The organism is Skermanella rosea (genome assembly GCF_016806835.2).
GTDB classification, from domain to species: domain Bacteria; phylum Pseudomonadota; class Alphaproteobacteria; order Azospirillales; family Azospirillaceae; genus Skermanella; species Skermanella rosea.
In genome coordinates, this window is the sequence record NZ_CP086111.1 from 5,152,670 (window position 1) to 5,168,813 (window position 16,144).

Below are 16,144 nucleotides of genomic sequence, written 5' to 3' on the forward strand. Positions count from 1 at the left end.
GGTCCGGCGGGGACTAGGTGCTCGAGGTGAAGGCGAACTCGGCCGCGTTCTCCGACTCGGGCGGGGTATGGCAATAATGGGATCGATCGATTCACGGGTGCTTGGCCTTGCCATGGGCATCGCCACTTTCGTCGCGGCGGCGCTGACCGTCGCCACCTTCCTCCGCCTCGACCGCATGATCGACAAGGATGACGGGGAAAGGCTGGAGAACGCGTGCCGCGCCTTCGCCACCCTGGATTACCGGGCGGAGGAGAACGAGATCCTGGTCTCCTATCTGGTCCGGATGACCGACAAGGGACGCCTCGCCGAGACCTGCGACGGCGGTCGACCAGCAGGAAGCGAGCACCCGGGAGATCGCCCGCAACGTGACCCAGGTGAACGACGGCACCCGCGTGGTCACGGAGCAGGCCGGCGGCACCCTGGACAACGCCCGCGAAGCCAGCGGGCTGGCCGGAAGACGGCCGGGCCGACATGGCCGCCCTCGTGCTCCAGACGGACGCCCTGCGCAGCCATGTCGACGACTTCATCCGGGACATGCGCGCGGCCTGACGGCGTCCGGCGGAGGCCCCGCATCTTTCGCGGCTCCAAGGAACCCGGCGGCGGTTTCGCGGTTGATCCTCCAGGGGTCGCGGAGGGACCCCGGGAGCGGGCCGAAGCCTAATGCTTGGTTAATTTCACGTAAACGAAACTGGACCAAAAAAGCGGCAACTGATCGGAGTCGCAAAAACGGCATAGGGCTTCATTTTACCCCTACCAACCGCACCGGTGTTGCACCAATCTAATTGGCAACGAAGGAGAGGATACATGGAAATCGCTCTGATAGCTTTGATCACCTCTGTCGCCGTTGCCGGCTGCTACGCCGCCGCCAACGCGCCGCGCCCGGTTCCCGTGCGGGTCCGGTCCAACCGGCGCAACCAGCGCCGCTGATCCCTCCCGCCGGATCCGCATGCCGGGATCCGGGAAGGAGAGTCCGACCCGGACGGCGCGTCCGGGCCGAAACCTCGTTCGAACTGACGGCCGGTCACCGATCGAGATCGTTGATCGCCCGGTCCAGTTCGAATTCCTTAGAGGACACATAGGTCTCCATCCCGCCCAGGCGCCGTTCCATCTCCCGGAACTTGTGCTTGAGCCCGGCGATGGTGACATCGGGCTTGGTCGCCACCGTGCGCCAGAAGTCCTCCTCCTCCCGGCTGGCATAGACCCGCGCGGGCTTGTTCTTGAGCACCAGCGCAGCCAGCAGGTAGGCGCCGACGACGGGCATGGTGAAGAAGATCCCGCCCAGCGCCACCCCGAGGCGGACGAGGAAGGCGTCCACCCCGAAGTAGTCGGCCAGTCCGGCGCAGACGCCGAACAGTTTTCCCCGTTCCCGGTCCCGGTAGAGCCGGTGCGGGTTGGGCGAGGCGAAGGGCGATTCCGGCCAGCTCATTGTCGGCTCCTCCACCCCGGCGCCTCGGCGTCCAGGATCTTCTCCAGGCTGACGATCCGATTCTCCATCCTGCCGGCACTCTCCCAGAGCTCGGCCAGCGTCCGTTCATCCTCGGCGGACAGCCCGCGGGCCGACCGCCACTTGGTGACGTAGTGGAAGATGATCCAGAGCGGTGCCACGATGGTCAGGAACAGCACCGCCAGGACGAAAACGCCCCCGCCACCCATGGCTTAGCCCGCCACCGGCTTGGAGTTGTGCAGGCGGGCCTTCAGGTCGGCCAGCTCCTGCTCCACCTTGGACGAGGCCTCCAGGTCGGAGAACTCCTCGGCCAGGGTCCTCTTGCGGCCGAGATCGAACGCCTCGACCCGCCCTTCCATCTCGTCCAGGTTCCGCTCGACCTGCTCGAACCGGGCGAACGCCTCGTTGATCCGGTCGTCGTGGATCTGGCTGTTGACCTTCAGACGGCTGGCCGCCGACTTCTGGCGCAGCACGATGGCCTTTTCCCGCTTCTTGGCGTCGGTCAGTTTCTCCTGGAGCCGGCTGATGTCCTCGCTGCTCTTGGCCAGCGCCTCCTCGATATGGACGAGCTGGTGCTGAAGCGCCTCGATCTGCTCGGCGATCTTCGACTTGGCGACCAGGGCGCCCTTGGCGAGGTCCTCCCGGCCGCGCGACAGGGCCAGCTCGGCCTTGCGCTGCCAGTCCTCCAGCTCGCGGTTCAGGGTGACCAGGCGGCGCTCGATCTCCTTGCGCTCGGCGATGGTCTTGACGGTGCTGGAGCGGACCTCGACCAGCGTATCCTCCATCTCCTGGATCACCAGGCGGATCAGCTTCTCGGGGTCCTCGGCACGGTCCAGGATCGCGTTGAGGTTCGAATTGATGATGTCGGTCAGGCGCGAAAAGATGCCCATGATGGCTTGTCCCGTCTTATGGTCTGTCTGTTGGGGGGATGGTCGGCCCGGCGTCCGGTCAGCCGACGAAGGCGCCCAGGATCACGCCGGCGGCGAAGAACACCCAGGTCTCGGTCGAGCGGGTGCGCAGATAGGCAAGGAAGCGCTCGCCGGTGCTCCGGCTGGACCGGGCCGTGTTCTGGTAGCTGCTCCGGTAGCGCGTATAGTCCTGCATGGCAGTCTCCAAGGGGAACGGTCATGGTGTACGCACTATGCTTTGCACCCCCCGTGCCAACCGCGCGAACAGAGCGTAACCCATTGATAGAATTTAAAAAACGGCAAAGCCGCCTTGCTCTCCCCCTGGTATACCGGATGATTTACGCCACATGATGGCGGGAAAGCTCATTTCTCGGCGAAAATCACCACATGGCGAAACCTTCTCCCGACCTGCCTGCCCTGATGGGCGAATCCCCGGCTTTCCAGGCGATGCTGGAGCACGTCTCCAAGGCGGCTCCGCTGGACAAGCCGACGCTGGTCATCGGCGAGCGCGGCACCGGCAAGGAGTTGGTGGCGGCCCGCCTGCACTATCTGTCCAGGCGGTGGGACCGCGCGTTCGTCAAGCTGAACTGCGGCGCGCTGGCCGAGTCGCTGCTGGAAAGCGAGTTGTTCGGCCACGAGGCCGGCGCCTTCACCGGCGCCGTGCGGCGCCATGTCGGCCGGTTCGAGCTGGCCGACGACGGCACCCTGTTCCTGGACGAGATCGCCAACGCCCCGCCGGCCGTCCAGGAGAAGATGCTGCGCGTCATCGAGTACGGCGAGTTCGAGCGGGTCGGCGGCAGCCAGACCCTGGCGACCGACGTCCGCCTGATCGGGGCCACGAACGCCGACCTCCCGGCGCTCGCGGCGGAGGGGAAATTCCGCGCCGACCTGCTGGACCGGCTGAGCTTCGACGTCATCACGATCCCGCCGCTGCGCGCCCGGCGGGAGGACATTCCCCTGCTGGCCGAGCATTTCGCCGTCGCCATGGCGCGCGAACTGGGGCGGCCCTACTTCGCCGGCTTCACCGACCGCGCCCTCGGGCAGTTGCTGGCACACCCCTGGCCGGGCAATGTCCGCGAACTGAAGAACACGGTGGAACGCACCGTCTATCGGTCCGAGCGGCCCGACCGGCCGGTCGACACGGTGGTGCTCGATCCCTTCGCCTCGCCCTGGCGGCCGGCACCGTCGGCTTCCCCGCCGCCGGTTCCCGCCTCCGGCCCCGCTCCGCCGGAACCGGGCTCCTTTCCGGATGCCGTGCGCGCCTTCGAGATCGGGCTCCTGACGGGGGCCCTGGAGCGCAACCAGTTCAACCAGAAGCGGGCGGCCGCCGATCTCGGCCTCCGCTACCACCAGTTCCGCGGCTACCTGCGCAAATACGGCCTGTCGGAAGACCGGTCGTCCTGAGCGCCGCCGCGGCAAGGACGATACGCGGTGCGACACCTCTGTTGTCCGGCACGATGATTGTCATACCCGCAGAAGCGTCAAGTGCAGGCACAAGCACCCCTTTTCGTCATGGCCGGACTTGATCCGGCCATCGTGTCGCAGGTCTCACCGTGGCTCCGTGGCCGGAGATGGCCGGATCAAGTCTGGGCATGACGATAAACGGAAGACAAATCATCTTGAACATCACCTTCAGGCTGATGAGCAAGTACCGTGCCGGACAGCCGTGGACTTGATCCGGGTATCTTCCTGCACGGCGGCGTTGATGGAGCCTGCAAGGGATGACCGGGTCAAGCCCGGTCATGACGATGAACGGAGGAACGCTCTACCAGAAAAGCCCCCTCTGATCGATTCAGCAATCATCGTGCCGGACAGCCGTGGATCAAGTCCGGCCATGACGAAAAAGGTGTTACCGCCCGCAATAGACACCTTTGAAGAGCAAGCAGTCACCGCGCCGGACAACCGCGGTGTGACACCGCGGCAACCGGCGCGACGACGCGTCCGACGGGAATCTTGATCGATATCAAACCCCGGCCGGAGCGGATCTGTTACGAATTCGTATTATGCCGATTCGCATATGCCTCGCCGCCGCGGTCGCCCTGCTGACCGCCGTCCTGACCGCCGCCACGGGAAGCGCCCTGGCCCGGCCGATGCTGCTGATCTCGACGGAGAACGGCCCCGACCACGTGCAGACCCTGATCGTCAGCCGCTTCGTCGACCGGGTGCGCGACTGCTGCGCCCACCGCATCGATGTCGACCACCGGTTCGGCGGCGAACTCTACCGCGACCGCGACGTGCTGGCGGCCCTGGTCCAGGGCAAGATCGGCATGGCGGTCGCCGGAACCTGGCAGCTCGACCAGGTGGCTCCCGACACCGGCGCCTTCATGCTGCCGGTCTTCTACGGGCGCACCGCCGAGGAGGCGGCGCTGGTCCAGGACGGCCCGGCGGTCGAGGCGATGAACGGCCAGATCGAGGAGGGCCTGGGCGCCATCGTCCTCGGCCGCTGGATCGGGCTCGGCTTCGCCCATGTCTTCACCACCCGGACGGCGATCGACGACGTGGACGATCTCGCCGGGCTGCGCATCCGGTCCCCGGGCGGGGTGGCGAACGCCTGGCGGCTCGCGGCGCTCGGCGCCGAACCCGTGACGATCGCCTGGACCGACCTGCCCCGCGCGCTGGCGGAGAACAGGGTGGACGGCCTGATCTCCACCTTCGCCACGCTCGACAGCGTTCCGCTGTGGACCCGGGGCGTGCGTTTCGCGCTGGAGGACCGCCAGTATTTCTCCCACTACGTCCCGCTGGTGTCCGATTATTTCTGGCGGCAGCTGGACGAGGCAAGCCGCCGCGACCTGCGCACCGCCTGGGACCTTGGCGTCGAGGAAGGGCGTGCCCTGGCGGCCCGAGCCCAGGCGGACGCCCGGGACCGCGCCCTCGCGGCGGGCGTCCGGATCGCCGTCCCGACCCCGGAAAGGGCCACGGCCGTGCGGGCCCGGCTGGTCACCGGGCAGGCGGCCGTGGCGCTCCGGTCCGGGATCGACCGGCTCGCCCTCGACCGCATCACCGCGGGACTGAAGGAATGACCATGACCGACGGCCCGCCGAAGGGGCGGCGGCGAACCGGCCCGTCCCTCCAGGTCCTGTCGCCCCTGGCCGGAGCCGCGATCTTCGCCGGCGCGACCATCGGGCTGGTGATCGTTCTGCTGGTCGTCGGTCTTTGGAAGGACCGCTCGGACCGGCTGGCCCAGGTCCGGTCGGACGCGGAGACCCGGGCGATCCTGCTGGCCCAGCATGCCGACGGAGTCCTGCGCCAGGTCGACATCGCCCTCGCCGCCGCCGCGTTCAACCTGGAGGAGCGCGACCCGGAGGGGACCCGGCCGGAGCCCCGCGATCCCCTCCAGCGCTTCATGGCCCGCCACCTGCCGACCGGCGGCTGCCTGGTGATCTTCGGTCCCGACGGCGGCATCCGCTCCTCCGCCTGCCCGAGGTCGGCCGACCTCGCGCTCGACGACGCCACGCTGCGGGACCATGCCGGCGGCCGGATCACCGGCAGCATGGGCCACGACCATGTGCTGGGGCTGATCGCCCTCCGGCGTTCGATACTCGACCGGCGGGGGCGCTTCCTGGGCATCGCCCAGGCGAGCTTCCAGGCGGTGGCGCTGCTCGGCTACGGCCACACCGCCGGCGTCGAGCAGGTGGAGATCCTGGCGCTGCCCGACGGCGACATCGTGGTCGGGCCCTCCGACATGTTCGCCGGGCAGCGGCAGGACGTCGCGGTCGACGCCGTCGCCCTGATCGGCAGCGGAAGGCGGGATGCCGGCGCCATCCAGGTCGCCGAACGGGACGGTCTGATCGCGGCGGCGGTCCAGGCCCGCGTCCTGCCGCTCCTGGCGGTCGCGGCGACCCGGACGGGGGAGATGATGGCCGCCTGGTGGCGCACCGTGACGATCGCTGCCCTGATCGTGGGCATCCTGGCCGCCGGCGCGCTGCTGCTGCTGGCCCGGCTGTTCCACATCGAGCGGTCGCGGTCGGACGCCTTCTCCGAACTGCGGCTCAAGGACCACGCCCTGGCCCAGTCGAGCAACGGCATCCTGATCTGCCGGGCCGTCACCGACACCCCGATCGCCTGGGTCAACCACGCTTTCGAGCGGAACACCGGCTACGCGTCCGCCGAAGTGGTCGGCAGGAATCCCCGCTTCATGCACGGGGCGGAAATAGCGCAGCCGGCGCTGGAGGAGATCCGCCGGGCGCTGCGCGACAGCAGTCCCGTGGTCGCGACGGTGCGCAACTTCCGCAAGGACGGGTCGCTGTTCTACAACCAGGTCAGCATCGCGCCGGTCTGCGACGACGACGGCCGGCTGACCCACTTCATCGGCATCCAGCACGACGTGACCGACCGCATCCTGGCCGAACGGGCGCTGGAGGACCGCGCCCGGTTCGAGCACACCCTGCTCGACACCATTCCCCTGCCGGTCTTCTTCAAGGACATGGACGGCGTCTATCTCGGCGCCAACCGGGCGTTCGAGCAGGCCCTCGGCCTGGAACGGGGCGGCATCCGCGGACTGCGCGTCACCGACCTCGCCGATCCCGAGACCGCCGAGGTCTATGCCGAGGTCGACCGCGACCTGCGCCTGCACGGCGGCTCCCGGACCTTCGAGACCAAGGTCCGCCACGCCGACGGCAGCCTCCGCGCCGCCGTCATCAGCAAGGCCGTGTTCCTCAACGCCGCCTCCCAGCGGGCCGGGATCGTCGGCGTGTTCAGCGACATCGACGAGATCAGGCGGCGCGAGGCCGAACTGGCGAACCTGGTCGACCAGCGCGACCGGGAGCGGGCCCGCGCCGAGGAGGCGAACCGGGCGAAGTCCAACTTCCTGGCCTGCATGAGCCACGAGCTGCGGACGCCGCTCAACGCGATCCTGGGCTTTTCCGAGATCATCCGGGAACGCAGCTTCGGCGACGACCTCGACCGCTACGCCGAATATGCCGGCGACATCCACGCCAGCGGCGAGCATCTCCTGTCGCTGATCAACGACATCCTGGACCTGTCCAAGATCGAGGCCGGCAAGCTCGACCTCGCCCCGCACCCCCTCGCGATCGGCCCGGTGGTGAACTCGGTGATCAAGCTGGTGCGCCAGCGCGCGGAGGATCACGGCCACTCGCTCCATGTCGATCTCGGCGACGCCGAGGACGAGCCGCTCTACGCGGACGAGCGGGCGGTCAAGCAGATCCTGTTCAATCTCCTGTCCAACGCCATCAAGTTCACCCCGGACCGCGGCAGGATCGACTTGGCCTGCCGGCTGGAAGCGGGAAGCCGCGTGGAGCTGTCCGTCTCCGATACCGGCATCGGCATCCCCGCCGACCGCCTGCTGACGGTGCTCCAGCCGTTCGAACGGATCGACAGCGCCTATACCCGCGGGCAGGAGGGGACGGGGCTGGGGCTGTCGCTGGTCGACGCCCTGGTCAAGGGGCATGGCGGCACCCTGGCCATCGACAGCACCGTCGACGTGGGGACCCGCGTCCGCATAACGCTGCCGACCGTCAAGCAAACCTCCGGCATGGCCGCGTGACGAAATGCGGCGGCCCGCCTACCCTCAACGGATAGTCGCACCCCGAACGCGCCTGTGATAAATAGAAGACGCCCGGCGCGATGCCGGGATCGGGAACCAAGCGAATAGGGTCAGCGGATCATGTCCATGGGACTGTCGGACATCGGCAAGGCGATGAGCCCGGTCAGGGCCAGCTATCAGGCGCGCGTACAGTCGCAGAACGCGGTGACCGAGGAAGTCGTCCAGAAGAACGAAAGCCGGCAGAACCAGACGCCGCAACTGATGGGCTCCTCGTTCGAGATCTCGAACCAGGGGCTGCGCAGCCGAGGCGGCCGGATCGACATCCAGGTCTGACCGGCCTCCCTCCCCGCCCCGTCCTCGCGGGGGGGGGCGCCCGTCATCCCCGCCAGGTCATCGCCATCACGTCATTTGGCGTTCCTCAGATGCACGCCGCGCATCAGGTGCGCCGAACCGTCGCGCCTATCGGCGTTCCGGGGGTTCTTCCGGGTACGTTTCGGCCACGAGAACAGCCAATGCAGGCCCAGCCGGTTGATCACCTCGATGGCCACCAGGGTCCCGGCGAAGCCGATGGCCCCGAGCAGGGCGAACAGCACCATTCCCTGGTCCTCCGGAACGGCCTTTCTCAGCATCACCACCGCGATCGCCAGGATGATCCAGTGCAGGATATAGGCCGGCAGCGAGTTCCGGCCGATATGGCGGAACAGCGCCGCGAACGGCTTGTCGCCGATCCGCCCGGCCAGCAGGATCATGATGCCGATGCCGCCCACGGCGAGCGGGATGCTGGGGATCCGGTAGCGGAGATCGGTTTCCAGAAGCAGGACGGTGGCCGGCATGCCGAGGGTCAGCACGGTCATGACGGCGACCACCCTGCGGTCGGCCAGCAGCCGGGAGATCAGGTCCTCCCGCTGGACGGCGTAGTCGCCGAGCGCGAAGAACCCGAGCAGGAAGAAGAACCGGTCGAGGTACCAGAAGTCGACCAACCCCGACGCCGCCAGGGCCACCGCCGCGATGACCAGCCGCGAGACCCGCTGGAGCGCCAGCACGATCAGGTAGAACAGGAACAGGTTGTGGAGGAACCACATGTGCCCCTGCGGCGCATAGGGGATCATCAGCAGTTCGCTCCAGGAATGGGGCGTGCCGGAGAACGGGGCCGCGACCACCCAGAGGGAGACGTAGACCGTCGACCACAGGACATAGGGATAGAGGATGTTCCTCGTCTTTCCCGACAGGTAATCCTGGGCGCCCTTGCGCAGCGACGGGCTGAGCAGCATGCCCGACAGGAAGACCATCAGCGGCATGCGCAGCGGATTGAAGATGAGCGACAGGGTCGCGATCCATTCGGGAACGCTGTCGGAATTCAGCGTGGCGTGATAGAGCGCATGGTCGAAGATGACGAGGATGATCGCCATCCCTCGCAACGTATCCATCCAGCCGATCCGGGCTTTGCTTCCGGACGGCCTGCCCACGCCGTGTTCCGTTGAATCGGAAGTTGGCAGCAATACCATAAAGTGATCTCACGATAGCCGGGATCTGGCGCGTGTCGCATGGACACCGCAGAGACACGGACTCCCCGGGCCGGGGTCCGTTTCAGTGAAAGCCGGGTATCGTGGGGATCAGGGCGGTGACGACTTGACGCAGCGCTGGCCCCGGACGGCCATGATGGTGCCGCCGTCGCGGCGCGCCGTCGGGATGAAGCCGAGCAGGACCGCCGCTATCCGGACCAGCACGACGGAAACCTCGACGCCGCCGCGGGCGTCTTGTCGGGCACTCCAGGGTGCGGTCGTTGTCTGAAGGATGGTTGTCCACATGCCGTCCTCGCATTCCGGCATGGTCGCCGCGGATGCTCAGTAATCCTGAACGTCCTATCCGGCGCCTTGTTGCCGGCGAAGCAGGAGTTTGTTCATCCCGTTCAGAACCGTATACAAGTCGTCGAATTGTGCAAGGAACGCCGTAATGGTCAAGCTTCCTTCAACTTTCCCAAGTGCTTCATAGAGCTTACCCACGCTGGTACGGCCGTCGATCCGGGCCAGCAGCGGCCCGGCCAGGCGGGGCATCGGAAGGTTCACCGGCATCCCGCCGAGGTCGGCGCGCAGTCCGGCGCCGGGCTTGAGGCCGCGGGCGATGGCGGCGCCGTCGAGGTCCCGCAGCACCGGCACCATGTCCAGGTCGCCGGGCGCGGCGACGGCGTCCGCGGCATCCTCCGGCCGCACCAGGTAGCACACGTGCTTCGCCATGCTGCCCGACAGCTGCTCGGCCAGGGCGGCCCGCGCCACCGTGCCGAGCCCGTCAAGGCGCCGGCGGACGCGGGGATCGGTGATGTAGCGCGCGGGATCGTAGCGCGCCGGCTCGATGAAGGCGGTGATGGCGAGTCCGCAGTCCGACGCCAGCTCCGCCAGTTCCGGCACCGTGTAGGCCCGGTCGCGGCTGTGCAGCAGCAGATCGTAGAGGCCGGCGTCGGATTCCTGGTGGTCGCCGATGAAGGGGTTGCGCTTCAGCCAGTTGGTCGGCGGCAGGGTCTTCAGCAGGCGCTTGGCCAGGTCGATCCGCTCCGGGTCGGGCAACCCGTCCGCCAGGGTCCGCAGGGCGTCCTGAAGCGGGTAGACCCCCGTCCGCCCGAAGGTGCCGTAGACCATCAGCCCGATGCCGCCGCCGGGCGCCAGGGCGGACAGCAGCGACCGGAGCCCCGCCGCCGGGTCCTCCAGATGGTGCAGGACGCCGCAGCAGTCGATGTAGTCGAAGCTCCCCAGCCCTTCCAGGTCGAGCAGCGACCCGCTCCGGAAGCGGATGCCGGTCAGTCCCCGCGCCTCGGCGCGCCGTTCCGCGATGGCGCGCGACGCGTCGGACAGGTCGAGATAGGTGATCTCGGCCGCCAGCCCGGCGTCGGCCGCCTGCTGGGCCAGCATGATCGTGCCGTCGCCGGTCCCGCCGCCGGCGAACAGCACGCGGAACGGCGCCGCCCCGCCGGAGCTCCCGCCGAGACGGCCGCCGAAGACATAGTGGTTCACCTCGTCCAGGTGCCCCGGCGACCCGGTCAGCAGGCGTTTGGCCTCGTCGCGGGGATCACGCGCGGGATAGGGATAGGATTCGTACTGGGCGCGCAGGCGGTCGGACATGACTGTGATTCCAAGCGGATCCGGATCAGCCCTGCCCGGGGATCGAGAGCACCACCTTGCCGGTCGAGCGCCGCTCGATCAGCAGCCGCAGCGCCTCCCCATGGTCCCCGATCGGCAGCCGATGCGAGATATGCGGCCGGATCCGGCCCTCCTCGAACCAACGGAACAGGGTGCGGAAGCTCTCGGCGACGGTGGCGGGTGCATGCTGGCGATAGGCACCCCAGTGGACGCCGACCGCGGCGCAGTTCTTCACCAGCAGGATGTTGGCCGGGATCTGCGGGATGCGCCCCTCGGCGAACCCGATCACCAGCAGCCGCCCGCCCCAGGCGATGCAGCGCAGGCTGGCGTCGAACACGTCTCCCCCGACCGGATCGAAGATCACGTCGGCTCCGGCCCCGCCGGTCAGCTCCTTGACCCTGGCGCGGATATCCTCGGTGCGATAGTCGATCAGGTGGTCGGCGCCGCGGCCGGACGCCACCTCCAGCTTCTCGGCCGATCCGGCGGAGGCGATCACGGTGGCGCCCATCGCCTTGCCGATCTCGACGGCGGTCAGCCCGACGCCCCCGGCGGCCCCGTGGACCACCAGCGTCTCGCCCGGCTTCAGCCCGGCGCGCTCCCACAAGGCCACGTGCGAGGTGCCGTAGGCGATGGGGAAGCCGGCCGCCGTCTCGAAATCCATGGAGTCCGGGATGGGGAACACGTCGGCGGCCCGCGCCACGGCCCGCTCGGCATAGCCCCCGTGGTCGAGCAGCGCCATCACCCGGTCGCCCGTCCGGACCGAGGTCACGCCGGGACCGGTCTCCTCGACGACCCCTGCGACCTCCAGCCCCGGCGAGAACGGGAATTCCGGCTTGACCTGGTACTTGCCGCGGATCATCAGCGTGTCGGCGAAATTGATGCCCGCCGCCCTGACGGCGATCCTGACCTGGCCCGCCCCCGGCGCCCCGGGCTCCGCGACCTCTTCCAGGACCAGGCTCTCCGGCCCGCCCCACTCCCGGCACACCACGGCACGCATCGGCTCCCCTCCTCGATCCTTCTTCCGCGGCCGGACTATATAGCCCCCGTCCGGCCGGGCCAACCTCAGTCGGGACCAGGCCTTACCCGGGCCAGCCGGCCGCCGGACGGACCTCGCCCACCGCCAGGCCGACGCGGTTGGCGATTTCCGGGTGGGTCACCGCCGCCAGCTCCTGCCAGCGCGCCTCGGTCAGCACCTTGCACTGGCGCAGCAGGGCGGCCATGGCGACGCCGGCGGCGCGGGTGGCGCCGTCCTCGATCTTGACCGCGATGCCCAGGCCCAGGCCGGGCAGGACGGCGCACATCACGCCCTCGGCCCCGATCTTGACCAGCGCCTCGCCGCCGGTCGCCTCCATCATGCGGGTGTCGAAGGTGCCGCGCCCGCCGACCAGATAGGGATGGGTCCCCCAGGCGCGCCGGATGCGGGCGACCGCCTCGGCCCTGCGGTCCGGCAGTTCGCGCGGGTCGGCCATCCGGGCCATCGCCAGCGCGAGCGACCCCAGCGGGATCGCGATGGTCGGGATACCGCAGCCGTCGACGCCCCAGGGCGCCGCCGACAGGTCGCGCGCCGTCATCTGCTCCAGGACGCCCAGGATGCGCTGCTGCACCGGGTGGTCGAAGCGGATATAGCCCTTGGTCGGCTCGCCCTTGTGCCGGGCGGTCGAGAGCATGCCGGCATGCTTGCCGGAGCAGTTGTTGTGGACCGTGCCCGGCGCCTCGCCCGCGCGGATCAGGGCGTGGGCGGTCTCCTCGTCATAGGGCAGGTGGGTGCCGCACTCCAGGTCGGCCGGGCCGCAGCCGATCCGCTCCAGCCAGGCGGCGACCAGCCTGGTATGGCGCTGCTCGCCGTTGTGGGAGGCGCAGGCCAGCGCCAGTTCCTCGTCAGAAACGCCGAACGCCTCGGCGGCGCCGCTCTCGACCAGCGGGATCGCCTGGAGCGACTTGATCGCGGACCGGGCATAGATCGGCTTCTCGAAGTCGCCCCAGTGGGCGACCACGTGGCCCTCGGCATCGACCACGGCCGCGATGCCGCGGTGGCGGGACTCGACGATGCCGCCGCGCGTCACCTCGACCAGGACCGGCGTCTCGGCGGCGCCCAGCTCGGCATGCCCTTCCAGGGATCCGGACACGTCTTGTCCATGGGTATGGCCCTGTCCGCAACAGGCGTGGCCGTGGTGATCGCTCATGGGAATTCCATCCGACGGTGCTTCAGAACGCGTGATACTTGCCCCGGCGAAGGCGCCGGTGCAAGGTGCGCTCATGCGTGGATATTTTGCAATCGGGGTAGAGGGCGTCAGCAAGGCCTTCAACGTGGGCAACCTCGTCAGGTCGGCCCATGCCTTCGGCGCCAGTTTCGCCTTCACCATCGACGCCCGGCTGGACAAGCGCCAGCTCCGCGTCTCCGACACCTCCGATGCCGGCGGCCACCTGCCGCTCTACCACTATCCCGACCTGGGATCGCTGGAGCTGCCCCAGGGCTGCGCCCTGGTCGGCGTCGAGCTGCTGGACTGCTCGATCGACCTGCCCAGCTTCCGCCACCCGCTCCGCGCCGCCTACGTGTTCGGCCCCGAGCGCGGAAACCTGTCGCCCGAACTGGTCGAGCGCTGCGAGTTCGTGGTCAAGATCCCGACCCGCTTCTGCATCAATGTCGGCGTCGCCGGCGCCCTCGTGATGTACGACCGCATGATCAGCCTGGGCCGCTTCGCCGAGCGCCCCGTCCGCGCCGGCGGCCCGACCGAGGCGGTCCCCGAACACGTCCACGGCAAGCAGATCTACCGGACCCGCAAGGAATAGGGCCGCAGATGGACTCAGATGAACACAGATGGGTTCCGGCCTCGGGCATGCTCGCGGCCCGCCGGCGCTGATCCAGGATTCTTATCTGCGTGCATCTGCGTTCATCTGCGGCCAAGAATGGAAAGCCCGCCCCGCGTCATCGTGCCGGAGGAGGCCGAGCGCCGCATCCGGGCGGCGACGGTCGCCGACCTCGACCGCTGGTTCGACGCCGTCCTCGACGCGCCCGACCTCACCGCCGACGGTCTCGACGCCATCCTGGCGGCACCGCGCCACTGATCTCCGGCCCGGCGGTCAGAAGCTCACGAACGGGTTCAGCAGGCGCATCAGCGGACCGGTCAGGCGCAAAGGAGCGTCGGTCAGGGCGACGCAGACGCAATCCTCGCCCTGGTCTGCGACCGGCCGGTGGTCCACGTCCGAGTCGGAACACGCGAGGTCGCCGCGCCGGTAATGCCCGGAGGCGTCGCTGAAGCCTCCGGCCAGCACCAGGGTCATCTCGATACCTTCGTGGGTATGCTGGGGCACCGCGACGCCACCCTTGACCCGCATCAGCCGGACCTTGATCCGCCCTCCGCCGGCGGAGCCGACCGGTATGTCGTACAGATCTACGCCGCGGATCAGCCGCTTCCACCGAACCGCCTCCAGGCTGCCGCCGACATAGTCGCGCAGCGGCCGGGGCAGCGCCGGCACCGTTTGGGGAACGCCGGCCGGCCCGGCAGTCTCGGCGGGCACCGGGCCGCGGGTCTCCTCCCGGTCCAGCCGGGCCATCAGGGCCGGCAGCGCGTCCGGTGCCATCGGAGCAGGCTCGACATCGTCGAGCAGCGCTCCCCCGACCGCCTCGAACAGGGCCACGGCGTCGCGGCAGGCGGGGCAGAGCGCCAGGTGGGTGGCGACCACGAGGCTGGTCGCCTCGTCCAGGGTGCCGGCCGCGTAGCCGGCCAGCAGCGCGTCCTCCGGATGATGGGCCGGAATCACCGCCCGCCCTCCAGTTCCCGGCGCAGGCGGCCCATGGCGAGGCGCAGCCGCGACTTGACGGTCCCGAGCGGCAGGCCGCGCGTCTCGGCGATCGCGGCGTGGGGCTGGTCCTCGAAATAGGCCAGCCGCAGCAGGTCCGCCTGCTCGGCCGGCAGCCTCAGGATGGCCGCCCGCAGGCGCGCGGTGTCCTCGACCGATTCGATGGCGCGGTCGGCGCTCGGCGGCACGTCGGGGACCAGGGCGGGATCGCCGGGATCGATCTCGGGCCGGCGCTCCCGCCGGATGGCGTCGATTCGCTTGTTGCGGGCGACGGTGAAGATCCAGGTGGCGGCGCCGGAACGGGCCGGATCGAAGGACTGGGCACGGCGCCAGACCAGCAGCATGACCTCCTGCGTAAGCTCGTCGGCCTGGGCCGAGCCGGCGCCGAGCCGTTGCAGGTAGCCCTTCAGCCTGGGCGCTATCCGATGGAACAGCTCGGAAAAGGCCACCCGGTCCCGGTCGCGCGCGACGGCGACCAGAAGATCGTCGAGCGACCGCTCCTGGGCGGCGGCAAGGGGCGGAACATCCGGCATTCCCCTATTGAAGGTGAATACCCGCCCCAGGACAAGCCCGCAGATGACGGCAGGCGCCCCGCCCATCGGCGCCGCCCTCGATGAAAGTGCGCATCCCATGGCCGGTTGTACGCGGGAGGCCCCGCGCCGGATCACCCGGTTAACGGAAATTTTTCCAACCCCTGCGCACAAGAGTGGTTACCACGGTTAATTTGGGCGCTACGGGCGCTGGAAATCCTCCCTCAACCTGTATAGTGTGGCGCCATGCCGATACCATTTCGCACCTGCACAATGATCAGCCTCATCCCGTCCTTCCGGTCAGCCGGCCTCCTCCCGGCCCTCTGTCTCGCCGTCGCGACGCTCGCCTCCGGAACCTCGGCCATCGCCGCGGAACCGCAGCTGATCGGCTCGTTCAACGACTGGAACGCGTTCTCGTACGACGAGAACGGCCAGAAGGTCTGCTACATGTCGAGCCGGCCGAAGAAGGACGAGGGGAATTACAAGCAGCGCGGCGACATCTATGTGCTGATCACGCACCGTCCGGCGGAAAAGAGCCTGGACGTGGTCAGCGTGACGACCGGCTACACCTACAAGGAAAAGAGCGAGACCACCGTCTCGATCGGCAACCAGAACTTCAAGCTGTTCACCGACGGCGACACGGCCTGGGCGCGCGACGAGAAGACCGACCGGGCGCTGGTCGACGCGATCCGCAGCGGGTCCGCCATGATCGTCAAGGGCACGTCGAACCGCGGCACGGCGACCACCGACACCTACAGCCTGTCGGGCACCTCGGCGGCCTACGACGCGATCAGCAAGGCGTGCGACGTCAAGCGCTGATTCGGGGG

20 protein-coding genes are annotated in these 16,144 nt (G+C 68.8%); 8 read left to right on the forward strand and 12 right to left on the reverse strand.

All coding sequences use genetic code 11. The annotated features are described in order from the left end of the window. Window positions 1-91: 91 nt before the first annotated feature. A complete protein-coding gene (locus tag JL101_RS24050) occupies window positions 92-400 on the reverse strand; it encodes a hypothetical protein (protein ID WP_203098082.1) in 309 nt (102 codons plus the stop codon). Between the two features lie 404 nt (window positions 401-804). On the opposite strand from JL101_RS24050, the gene JL101_RS36575 reads away from it, so the two are divergent. After that, on the forward strand, window positions 805-927 hold the full coding sequence (locus JL101_RS36575) for a hypothetical protein (protein ID WP_267133537.1): 123 nt from the start codon (window positions 805-807) through the stop codon (window positions 925-927). A 94-nt stretch (window positions 928-1,021) separates the two neighbouring features. Here JL101_RS36575 and pspC read toward each other — a convergent pair whose 3' ends face one another. From pspC to JL101_RS24070, 4 genes are read right to left on the reverse strand one after another with little or no spacing between them, the layout of a single operon-like run. Next, window positions 1,022-1,426 (reverse strand): envelope stress response membrane protein PspC, encoded by a 405-nt coding sequence (gene pspC / locus JL101_RS24055; protein ID WP_203098083.1) that lies wholly within the window; start codon window positions 1,424-1,426, stop codon window positions 1,022-1,024. Further along, window positions 1,423-1,653 (reverse strand): envelope stress response membrane protein PspB, encoded by a 231-nt coding sequence (pspB, locus tag JL101_RS24060; protein ID WP_203098084.1) that lies wholly within the window; start codon window positions 1,651-1,653, stop codon window positions 1,423-1,425. Before pspB ends, pspC begins: the two co-directional genes overlap by 4 nt. Before the next feature lie 3 nt (window positions 1,654-1,656). Continuing rightward, entirely contained in the window at window positions 1,657-2,334 is a 678-nt protein-coding gene (gene pspA / locus JL101_RS24065) for a phage shock protein PspA (protein WP_203098085.1), read from the reverse strand. Between the two features lie 58 nt (window positions 2,335-2,392). Further along, window positions 2,393-2,548, reverse strand: coding sequence for a hypothetical protein (locus JL101_RS24070; RefSeq protein WP_203098086.1), 156 nt, complete (start codon window positions 2,546-2,548; stop codon window positions 2,393-2,395). A 191-nt stretch (window positions 2,549-2,739) separates the two neighbouring features. Between JL101_RS24070 and pspF the strand changes: the two genes are divergently transcribed. The 4 genes from pspF (at window position 2,740) to JL101_RS24090 (ending at window position 8,188) form a co-directional block, all read left to right on the forward strand. Then, window positions 2,740-3,756, forward strand: a complete 1,017-nt coding sequence (gene pspF, locus JL101_RS24075; protein ID WP_203098087.1) for a phage shock protein operon transcriptional activator — start codon at window positions 2,740-2,742, stop codon at window positions 3,754-3,756. A 599-nt stretch (window positions 3,757-4,355) separates the two neighbouring features. Further along, a complete protein-coding gene (gene dctP / locus JL101_RS24080) occupies window positions 4,356-5,372 on the forward strand; it encodes a TRAP transporter substrate-binding protein DctP (protein WP_203098088.1) in 1,017 nt (338 codons plus the stop codon). A 2-nt stretch (window positions 5,373-5,374) separates the two neighbouring features. Continuing rightward, on the forward strand, window positions 5,375-7,855 hold the full coding sequence (locus JL101_RS24085) for a sensor histidine kinase (RefSeq protein WP_203098089.1): 2,481 nt from the start codon (window positions 5,375-5,377) through the stop codon (window positions 7,853-7,855). A 126-nt stretch (window positions 7,856-7,981) separates the two neighbouring features. After that, window positions 7,982-8,188 carry a hypothetical protein gene (locus tag JL101_RS24090; RefSeq protein ID WP_201076764.1) on the forward strand — a complete coding sequence of 69 codons (207 nt, stop codon included), beginning with the start codon at window positions 7,982-7,984 and terminating at the stop codon, window positions 8,186-8,188. 71 nt (window positions 8,189-8,259) lie between these two features. Here the strand turns inward: JL101_RS24090 and JL101_RS24095 are convergent, their stop codons facing one another. The 5 genes from JL101_RS24095 to JL101_RS24115 form a co-directional block, all read right to left on the reverse strand. Beyond that, a complete protein-coding gene (locus JL101_RS24095; protein ID WP_203098090.1) occupies window positions 8,260-9,282 on the reverse strand; it encodes an acyltransferase family protein in 1,023 nt (340 codons plus the stop codon). A gap of 186 nt (window positions 9,283-9,468) precedes the next feature. Beyond that, on the reverse strand, window positions 9,469-9,663 hold the full coding sequence (locus JL101_RS24100; protein WP_203098091.1) for a hypothetical protein: 195 nt from the start codon (window positions 9,661-9,663) through the stop codon (window positions 9,469-9,471). A 54-nt stretch (window positions 9,664-9,717) separates the two neighbouring features. After that, window positions 9,718-10,968: a class I SAM-dependent methyltransferase gene (locus JL101_RS24105; RefSeq protein ID WP_203098092.1), complete on the reverse strand. Its 1,251-nt coding sequence runs from the start codon at window positions 10,966-10,968 to the stop codon at window positions 9,718-9,720. A gap of 25 nt (window positions 10,969-10,993) precedes the next feature. Next, window positions 10,994-11,983 (reverse strand): NADPH:quinone oxidoreductase family protein, encoded by a 990-nt coding sequence (locus JL101_RS24110; RefSeq protein WP_203098093.1) that lies wholly within the window; start codon window positions 11,981-11,983, stop codon window positions 10,994-10,996. A gap of 82 nt (window positions 11,984-12,065) precedes the next feature. Then, window positions 12,066-13,169 carry an asparaginase gene (locus tag JL101_RS24115; RefSeq protein ID WP_203098094.1) on the reverse strand — a complete coding sequence of 368 codons (1,104 nt, stop codon included), beginning with the start codon at window positions 13,167-13,169 and terminating at the stop codon, window positions 12,066-12,068. Between the two features lie 73 nt (window positions 13,170-13,242). On the opposite strand from JL101_RS24115, the gene JL101_RS24120 reads away from it, so the two are divergent. Continuing rightward, on the forward strand, window positions 13,243-13,776 hold the full coding sequence (locus JL101_RS24120; RefSeq protein WP_203098095.1) for an RNA methyltransferase: 534 nt from the start codon (window positions 13,243-13,245) through the stop codon (window positions 13,774-13,776). A 117-nt stretch (window positions 13,777-13,893) separates the two neighbouring features. Further along, window positions 13,894-14,052, forward strand: coding sequence for a hypothetical protein (locus JL101_RS24125; RefSeq protein WP_203098096.1), 159 nt, complete (start codon window positions 13,894-13,896; stop codon window positions 14,050-14,052). A 15-nt stretch (window positions 14,053-14,067) separates the two neighbouring features. Here the strand turns inward: JL101_RS24125 and JL101_RS24130 are convergent, their stop codons facing one another. After that, on the reverse strand, window positions 14,068-14,748 hold the full coding sequence (locus JL101_RS24130) for a ChrR family anti-sigma-E factor (protein WP_203098097.1): 681 nt from the start codon (window positions 14,746-14,748) through the stop codon (window positions 14,068-14,070). Further along, a complete protein-coding gene (locus JL101_RS24135; RefSeq protein WP_203098098.1) occupies window positions 14,745-15,320 on the reverse strand; it encodes a sigma-70 family RNA polymerase sigma factor in 576 nt (191 codons plus the stop codon). Before JL101_RS24135 ends, JL101_RS24130 begins: the two co-directional genes overlap by 4 nt. Before the next feature lie 270 nt (window positions 15,321-15,590). Between JL101_RS24135 and JL101_RS24140 the strand changes: the two genes are divergently transcribed. Beyond that, window positions 15,591-16,136 carry an invasion associated locus B family protein gene (locus tag JL101_RS24140; RefSeq protein WP_203098099.1) on the forward strand — a complete coding sequence of 182 codons (546 nt, stop codon included), beginning with the start codon at window positions 15,591-15,593 and terminating at the stop codon, window positions 16,134-16,136. Window positions 16,137-16,144 lie beyond the last annotated feature (8 nt).

What these genes read in the sequence shown, in the direction of transcription:
- JL101_RS36575 (WP_267133537.1), top strand. Translation starts at nt 805, where the DNA reads ATGGAAATCGCTCTGATAGCTTTGATCACCTCTGTCGCCGTTGCCGGC.
- pspC (WP_203098083.1), bottom strand. Translation starts at nt 1,426, where the DNA reads ATGAGCTGGCCGGAATCGCCCTTCGCCTCGCCCAACCCGCACCGGCTC.
- pspB (WP_203098084.1), bottom strand. Translation starts at nt 1,653, where the DNA reads ATGGGTGGCGGGGGCGTTTTCGTCCTGGCGGTGCTGTTCCTGACCATC.
- pspA (WP_203098085.1), bottom strand. Translation starts at nt 2,334, where the DNA reads ATGGGCATCTTTTCGCGCCTGACCGACATCATCAATTCGAACCTCAAC.
- JL101_RS24070 (WP_203098086.1), bottom strand. Translation starts at nt 2,548, where the DNA reads ATGCAGGACTATACGCGCTACCGGAGCAGCTACCAGAACACGGCCCGG.
- pspF (WP_203098087.1), top strand. Translation starts at nt 2,740, where the DNA reads ATGGCGAAACCTTCTCCCGACCTGCCTGCCCTGATGGGCGAATCCCCG.
- dctP (WP_203098088.1), top strand. Translation starts at nt 4,356, where the DNA reads ATGCCGATTCGCATATGCCTCGCCGCCGCGGTCGCCCTGCTGACCGCC.
- JL101_RS24085 (WP_203098089.1), top strand. Translation starts at nt 5,375, where the DNA reads ATGACCGACGGCCCGCCGAAGGGGCGGCGGCGAACCGGCCCGTCCCTC.
- JL101_RS24090 (WP_201076764.1), top strand. Translation starts at nt 7,982, where the DNA reads ATGGGACTGTCGGACATCGGCAAGGCGATGAGCCCGGTCAGGGCCAGC.
- JL101_RS24095 (WP_203098090.1), bottom strand. Translation starts at nt 9,282, where the DNA reads ATGGATACGTTGCGAGGGATGGCGATCATCCTCGTCATCTTCGACCAT.
- JL101_RS24100 (WP_203098091.1), bottom strand. Translation starts at nt 9,663, where the DNA reads ATGTGGACAACCATCCTTCAGACAACGACCGCACCCTGGAGTGCCCGA.
- JL101_RS24105 (WP_203098092.1), bottom strand. Translation starts at nt 10,968, where the DNA reads ATGTCCGACCGCCTGCGCGCCCAGTACGAATCCTATCCCTATCCCGCG.
- JL101_RS24110 (WP_203098093.1), bottom strand. Translation starts at nt 11,983, where the DNA reads ATGCGTGCCGTGGTGTGCCGGGAGTGGGGCGGGCCGGAGAGCCTGGTC.
- JL101_RS24115 (WP_203098094.1), bottom strand. Translation starts at nt 13,169, where the DNA reads ATGAGCGATCACCACGGCCACGCCTGTTGCGGACAGGGCCATACCCAT.
- JL101_RS24120 (WP_203098095.1), top strand. Translation starts at nt 13,243, where the DNA reads ATGCGTGGATATTTTGCAATCGGGGTAGAGGGCGTCAGCAAGGCCTTC.
- JL101_RS24125 (WP_203098096.1), top strand. Translation starts at nt 13,894, where the DNA reads ATGGAAAGCCCGCCCCGCGTCATCGTGCCGGAGGAGGCCGAGCGCCGC.
- JL101_RS24135 (WP_203098098.1), bottom strand. Translation starts at nt 15,320, where the DNA reads ATGCCGGATGTTCCGCCCCTTGCCGCCGCCCAGGAGCGGTCGCTCGAC.
- JL101_RS24140 (WP_203098099.1), top strand. Translation starts at nt 15,591, where the DNA reads ATGATCAGCCTCATCCCGTCCTTCCGGTCAGCCGGCCTCCTCCCGGCC.